The organism is Lactobacillus sp. MRS-253-APC-2B (assembly GCF_012843675.1).
Classification (GTDB): domain Bacteria; phylum Bacillota; class Bacilli; order Lactobacillales; family Lactobacillaceae; genus Limosilactobacillus; species Limosilactobacillus pulli.
This window is the reverse complement of record NZ_JABAFO010000018.1, coordinates 23702-30918: the sequence shown is the minus strand read 5'-3', so window position 1 is coordinate 30918 and position 7217 is coordinate 23702. Positions and strand designations below refer to the sequence as shown.

Annotated in this window: 4 protein-coding genes and 2 pseudogenes; 3 read left to right on the top strand and 3 right to left on the bottom strand. The window is 43.5% G+C overall.

Going from position 1 to position 7217, the window contains the following annotated elements:
• Positions 1 to 486 precede the first annotated feature (486 nt).
• A complete protein-coding gene (locus HF864_RS08105) occupies positions 487 to 957 on the bottom strand; it encodes a TetR family transcriptional regulator (protein WP_169462478.1) in 471 nt (156 codons plus the stop codon).
• Positions 958 to 1016: 59 nt separating this feature from the next.
• Between HF864_RS08105 and HF864_RS08100 the strand changes: the two are divergent.
• The 3 genes and pseudogenes from HF864_RS08100 (at position 1017) to HF864_RS08090 (ending at position 4299) form a co-directional block, all read left to right on the top strand.
• Positions 1017 to 1743, top strand: a pseudogene (locus HF864_RS08100) (ABC transporter ATP-binding protein).
• Positions 1740 to 2726 (top strand): annotated as a pseudogene (locus HF864_RS08095) (ABC transporter permease). Before HF864_RS08100 ends, HF864_RS08095 begins: the two co-directional pseudogenes overlap by 4 nt.
• A gap of 460 nt (positions 2727 to 3186) precedes the next feature.
• Positions 3187 to 4299, top strand: a complete 1113-nt coding sequence (locus HF864_RS08090; RefSeq protein WP_205882337.1) for a glycerol dehydrogenase — start codon at positions 3187 to 3189, stop codon at positions 4297 to 4299.
• 65 nt (positions 4300 to 4364) lie between these two features.
• Here HF864_RS08090 and HF864_RS08085 read toward each other — a convergent pair whose 3' ends face one another.
• Both HF864_RS08085 and HF864_RS08080 read right to left on the bottom strand, forming a co-directional pair.
• A complete protein-coding gene (locus HF864_RS08085) occupies positions 4365 to 5228 on the bottom strand; it encodes a YitT family protein (protein ID WP_169462477.1) in 864 nt (287 codons plus the stop codon).
• A gap of 120 nt (positions 5229 to 5348) precedes the next feature.
• Positions 5349 to 6896: a YfcC family protein gene (locus HF864_RS08080; protein ID WP_169462476.1), complete on the bottom strand. Its 1548-nt coding sequence runs from the start codon at positions 6894 to 6896 to the stop codon at positions 5349 to 5351.
• Positions 6897 to 7217 lie beyond the last annotated feature (321 nt).

The window sequence follows — 7217 nt, the reverse complement described above, 5'->3', positions numbered from 1 at the left end:
TTGCATCAATCGTAATGATTGATGACCCTGCACATTTGTGTTCGTCGAAACTGTATTCAGTTTTCAAAGGTCTACCAAGTTGCCGTTTCAAACAAGCAACTTTATTAGTTTAACAAGTTGTCAACTACCTGTCAAGAACTTTTTATTAACATTTCTTAGCAAGTCGGCGAAAAGTGATGAATCTCAAGCAATCAACAACTCATCGCCGCGACAACGATATATAACTATACAGGTCGTTTCTATTTTCGTCAATACTTTTTTAAAATTATTTCAAAAACACTTGGCTTTAAACACGATGCCTTCCCTTGCAACCAAACTGTCATTAGCCCGTGATCTTCAAAAACAGTTCCCTAAACTGCTCAATCTCATTTCGACTGGGAACCCGTCCCCACAACAGATTATTTTCCATAATAACAATAAACATCCCACTCAAAAGATCTAATACGAACGGCTGCGGAGTCGGAACCAAGCTAGTCTGTAGTTTTTTTAGACTTTGCTGCATTTTTTGCACAGACTCTGATTATCGACCTGCAGATTAAGCATTGTCAAAAACAGGTCGCGCTCTTCAGATATAATTTGACCAAACAAAGGCTGTTGATCTTTTTGACTGATCTTTAAAAAATCAACCAATGAAATCCGATCGTGGATACTTTGCCAGCGTTGCTCAATTAATTCTTCAAACATCCCTAGTGCCTTTTCAGTCAGCTGGTCAGCCAAATCATATTTGTCAGAATAGTAGCAATAAAAAGTCTGGCGATTAATCATAGCCTTTTGAGCAATCTGCGTAACGGTAATATTCTTGAAATCTTTTTGCTTGAGCAGTGCAATAAATGCATCCCGAATCATTTTGTCGGTGCGTTGACTTTGTAGATTTTTCATAGTTTCACCCAGGTAATAGACGGCGACACATTTACAACAGCTGTCGTTAACGTTGTCATCATGTAAATTATTGTGCATTGTTTTCATTTCTGATCCAATCAATAATTATCAAAAGAACTTAAGCAGGAGGCAACAACGTGAACGAACTATTAATCATCAGACATCTTAGGCATAGTTTCTCCCAGCAGCTGGTCTTAAACGATGTCAGCCTATCAGTTGTAAGTGGAAAGGTCACAGGGCTGATTGGTCCATCCGGGGCTAGCAAGACTACTTTAGTCAAGACGGCACTTGGCATGGAAAAAGCCGACCGCGGTACAGCCATGGTTTTAGATACCAAAATACCCAATCGAAAAATCCTGGGGCAAATCGGTTATATGGCCCAAAGCGATGCCCTTTATCAAGATTTAACCGCTCGTGAGAATCTAACCTTTTTTGGTCATATAAAAGGCATCAGCAAAAAAACTGCCAGCGATCATTCAAAAAGTCGCTCAAATCGTCGATCTAACTGCTGATCTTGACAAGCAGGTTAAGAACTTCTCCGGCGGCATGAAACGACGCCTAACGCTAACGATCGCATTAATTGGCAACCCCAAACTGCTGATTTTAGACGAACCCACCGTCGGCATTGATCCCAAACTCAGTCGACAGATCTGGCAAAAACTCAGGCAGCGCCGTAATCTGGGCTGTGGCATTCTGGTTACCACCTACGTCATGAGTGAGGCTGAGCTGACTGATGAAGTGGCACTATTGATGAATGGAACCATCATTGTCAACGACTCGCCAGCCGAACTCAAAAAACGATACCATGCCAAAAGCATTGAAGAGGTCTTTATCAAAGCAGAAAGCGAGGTTGAGGCAAAGTGAGAACAATCGCCATTACCAATCGGATCTTTAAGGAATTGCTGCGTGATCGCCGCACATTGGCACTATTGAGTTTTGGTCCTATTTTTATCATATGGCTTTTAAGCATCATGTTTTCGGCTAATCTATCTACAAATGTTAAAATCGGTACCTATCATGTTGACCCCGCTATTGTTAAAAATCTAAGAGATATCAAGCACGTAACGGTTAAACAGTATTCTAGCTAAGCTCAAGCTGATCAAGCGCTGCACAATTATCAAGTTGATTCAATCATTGTCAAACAAGATCATCAATATGACGTTGCCCATGCCAATATTGACTCATCAAAGACTACGTTGGCTAAAAAGGTAATCCAGTTTGCACTGCAGCTTCAACAGTCAAAGAACGTTCAAAAAACGATCCAAAAATTGACTGCCAATCTGCCCATGTCAGGTATCAATTCATCATCTGCTATTAGTACGCCTAAGATCCATACCACTTATCAATATGGCAATGCTGATACCAACTTTTTCAATAAGATCACGCCATTATTGACGGGATTTTTCATCTTTTTCTTTATCTTTTTGATCTCGGGAATCGGACTCTTGCGCGAACGCAACAGTGGCGCGCTTGAACGACTATTGGCAACACCAGTCCGCCGCAGCGAGATTGTTGGCGGCTATATGCTGGAATATGGAGCCGTGGCAATCGGGATCTTTATCTCAACATTTGCCAATTCTGAATTTCAGATGATGCAGTTTATCCCAATCGTGGTAGTACTGCAGATTTTCTTTTGTGGACTGGTACCATTAAACAATCTGCCGCACTGGACCGTCTATTTTTCAAAAATTCTGCCATTGACCTATGCCAGCGATGCCTTAAGTGATGTTGTCTTAAAGGGCGCAGACTTGATTGACATCTTGCCAGATCTTTTAGGGCTGATCATATTTATTGTATTATTTACCGCCCTCAACGTTTGGGGACTCAAGCGCTATCACAAAACCTAAAAGCATCAATCTATATAAACAGTTTTGAGTCGCGTACCACCCCAGATTTTATTTTGAAAATAAGGCTTTAAAAACAGCAGTTTGGCATCTTGATCCATTGTTTTCCCCTCATTTTTTAAACGTTGCCCGCAAACTGACGGATTATCACTATTTTAAGCATTTGATAAAGCGCTTACTCAGCAGTAGTCTATCACATTTTGACGACTTGTAAAACGAACTTTGTCTATACCAATATCATAACGAAGCATGACTCGTCGTTATCCTATTTTGCTCAATGATTTTGGAACAGCGCTATCATTAGCATTCAGCCATCTTTCAATTTAATAATCTACCTAGCGGCCTGATTAAACCATTCAAACAGATTTTATAGGCAAATTTTTTAAAAACGTGAATTTTTGCAGCGCTTTCACGGTATAATTTATTTGTAATGATCGTTTGCATCGGAAAGGAGTCGATGATTATGAGTATCAATATGTTTGGCAGTCCCGCCTCCTACCTGCAAGGAAGCGACGTTTTGTTCAAGAGTGCCGAATATCTGGCACGACTGGGTAATCGGGTCCTGCTGCTAGCGGGGCCGACCTCACTTAAAATCGTAGGTAATGAATTGGGTGACTATTTGATCAACAACGATTTCACCGTGACCAAAGTTGAGTTCAACGGCGAGTCATCCGATACGGAAATCAAGCGCGTTACCAAAATTGGTCTGGATAATCACGTTGAGATGGTGATCGGCCTGGGAGGCGGCAAGACGATTGATGCTGCCAAGGCTATTGCCGACAATTTAAGTGCCAAGACCGTCATCATGCCGACGGTTGCCTCAACGGATGCCCCATGCTCACGGCTGTCCGTTATCTATCAAGACAGCGGTGAATTTGATCATTATCGTTTTTACAATCAAAACCCCGATCTGGTAATGGTGGACACTAAGGTCATTGCTACCGCCCCTGCCAAATTACTAGCATGCGGCATGGCAGATGCGCTGGCCACCAACGTCGAAGCCCAGGCCGTTAAAAAGTCGCATGGTCTCAACATGTTGGGTGAACACCCAACACTGGTTGGCCTGGCAATTGCCCAGGAATGTGAAAATACACTGTTTAAGTTTGGCGACGAAGCCTACGCAGCAGCCATTACCCATACCGACACCAAGGCTTTTGATCGGATTATTGAAGCCAATACACTGATGAGCGGCGTTGGTTTTGAATCTGGCGGCTTGGCAGCAGCCCACGCTATCAACGATGCCTTGAGCGTGCTTGATGGCCCAGTCCATGACAAGCTGCATGGCGAAAAGGTTGCATTTGGTATTTTGACGCAACTGATGCTGGAAGGGGCTGATACCGAGCGCTTTGAAAAATACTTTGCGTTCTTAAAGAAACTGCATCTGCCAACCAATTTTGTCGAATTAGGCATTGAGGATCCTAGTGATGAAAATCTATTAAAAGTCGGCCAGGCTGCCTGTGCGCCAAACGATACCATGAACCGCATGCCGTTTGAAGTGGTACCGCAAGATGTCGTCAATGCTATGCGTGGCGTTGATGCCTATAGCGTAGCACGTCTCAGTATCAAACCACACTAAAATTAAAGTCAAAAAAACGTCAAGTCGCAATCGACTTGGCGTTTTTGAGTTACTTAATGAGTTGCTTAAAATGAATAATGCTGGTAGTTGCCGAATTCAACATCGGCCCGCGAGATGCTGATAAAGCTGTCTGGGTCAACGCTATGCACCATTTTACGCAGTTCGTTGAGTTGTGCCTTAGGCGTACATACCAAGATAATATCGGTTGGTTCATTGGTATAGACCCCCGTCCCATGTAACAGCGTAGCCCCATGCACGAAATTGCGCAGCTGGTTGGAAACGGCAGCTGATTTTTTGGTGTAGATCGTTACCGAAACATCCTCTTGCAGCACAAAAGTATGATCCATCATCAAACTGGTCACCAGCATCCCAATCAGACTATAGACAATCCGGCTGGGCCCAAAGCATAATACGGTAACCACCAGGATCGCACCATTGATCAGGTTGTTGAGCATCCCAACCTTTTTATGCAGCTTCTTTTGACAATAGGTTACAACGATGTCCGAACCACCCGTTGTAAAACCTTGATTAAAACACAGTCCAATCCCGATTCCCAAAATTGCGGCACCAATAATCGTGTTGGTCAGCGGATCGTTTACCAAGGTGATTGATGGAATAAACTTTAGGAATATAACGTTGAAACCAACTGCCAGCATGGAAAACAGAATATAGCTGAAGCCAAACTCATACCATGCAAAGACAAACAGCGGCACGTTTAAGACCGCAACCAAAAGGCTCATGCTGACATGCACGCCGCCTTGCAAAAACAAAGCCTGCAGCAGCTGCGAGACCCCTAACAGACCCGCGGAATATGAGTTGGCATGTGACAAGAACATGTTGATGGCCATTGCTGAAAGCACTCCATAGCAAAGGGCCACGCCAATTTTGATCAAGACTTTCTGATCACGTTTTTTAGCGTTGCTGCTCATAAAATCCTCCCCTAGTTTTGATTTATGTCAATATCGTTATTTTAACTTTTTTTAGACCAATTTTATATATCCACATAAAAAAAGCCCAACGAAATTGTCAGGCTTTTTTACTATTAGCGGCTAACCGGCAATCAGTACTTCGGTTACCAGCAGTGCACCACCAAAGACCAGCACGAAGACCACGACTGGCCAGACGAACCGCAGCCAGTGTGAATACTTCATGTCCAGCATCTGCAGCGTTGCCATAACCAAACCGGTTGGTGCCAGGAACAGCATTGCGTATTGACCAAACTGGTAGGCCGTTACGACAATGTAGCGTGGAATGTGCACCGTGTCGGTCAATGGTGCCATGATTGGCATTGCCAATACAGCCAGACCAGATGACGATGGCACGATAAAACCAAGGACAAAGAAGATCAGCATCATCATGAGAATGAAGAAGACCCCATTCATGTGTGATACCAGTTCTGAGGAAACATACAGAATCGTATCTGAGATGTAGCCGTTGTTTAAGACCAGGTTAATCCCACGGGCCAGACCGATGATCAAAGATACACCGACCAAACCAGACGAACCTTTGACAAAAGCATCGACAACTCCGGTTTCACCCAGACCGTCCTTACCAAAGCAGTTGATAAACATCAAAGTGATCGCAATGGCAAGGAATGATGAAGCCATCTGGGGGAAGCCCCAGCCCTTAGCCATAACGCCCCAGATCATAATTGGAAAGGCGCAGGCAAACAGCGTCAGTGAAAGCTTTTTCTTAAAGGTAAAGGCCAGGTCCTTTTCTTCATCAGAAACCACTGACCACATGTTGTCAAACTTTTCCTTGTCTTCATATGAATAGGAAAATTCCGGATTAGCCTTGACCTTGCTGGAGTACCAGTAAAGATAGCCAACCAAGCAGATGGTGGCAACAACCAGGCCAATCACCCGTCCGGTCAGACCTTGCGTAAATGTCGTTCCGGCAGCGTTGGATGCAATTACGACTGAGAATGGATTAATCGTTGAGAACGTCGTACCAACCGAACTGGCCAAGAAGATGGCACCGACACAGACAATCGAGTCATACCCCATAGCAATGAAGATCGGTACCAGGATTGGATAGAACGCCACGGCTTCTTCTTCAATTCCGCACAGCGTACCACCTAACACCAGCAGAACGGAAACCAGAAATACCAAGACGAATTCATGGCCCTTGGTTTTCTTGGTTAAGGCCATCAGCCCCGATTCAAAGGCCCCGCTTTCCTTAACAACCCCAATCAGACCACCCAGAACGAAAATAAAAATCATAATATCAGTTGCCTGCATCGTACCTTCAACCATGCTGGTGAAGATCGTGTAAAGCTTAGCTGGGTGCTGTTTAAGTCGTTTGTAGGTATTTGGAATCGAGACCGGCTTGCTGATAGCGCCGGACGTAAACTGCTTAATGTCGATCTTGACATGCAGCTTATCCAGTGTAGCCTGCGTGGCTGGCAGGTTCTTTTTTTGTCCTAGTGATGTGGTTTCTTGAAGATGTCCTCCAGTATACTGCAGTTTAGAATAGCTGCCGGCTGGAACGCACCATGTGAGCATTACTGAGATTACTGTTAAGAAAAACAGAATCGTAAATGCTCCCGGCATCTTCAGTTTGAATTTTTTCTTTTTTTGCTTTGCTGCTGCATCCATTTTTATCCCCCCGAATACATAAATTTTATCAAGCAGCTCGATTTGACAGTTTTTCTGGCTTAATTGATCACTGTCGCCTCTTAAAAACCCCATCACGCTCCTTTGTAAACGATTTCAACAAACATCTTGAGCATACCATTGCCTTTCGCAAAGCTTCAAACTTCATCGAATAAATTCAGTAAATAAATTGATCTGCTTTTTCAAACGATTTAAATCCGATAGTTCCGTTGCGACAAGTATTTTATTGATTCATTCAACTTCATAAAAACTCATAATTTTGATAATAAAAAATGGCCAACGCCTAGTCAGCCAGTAATATTT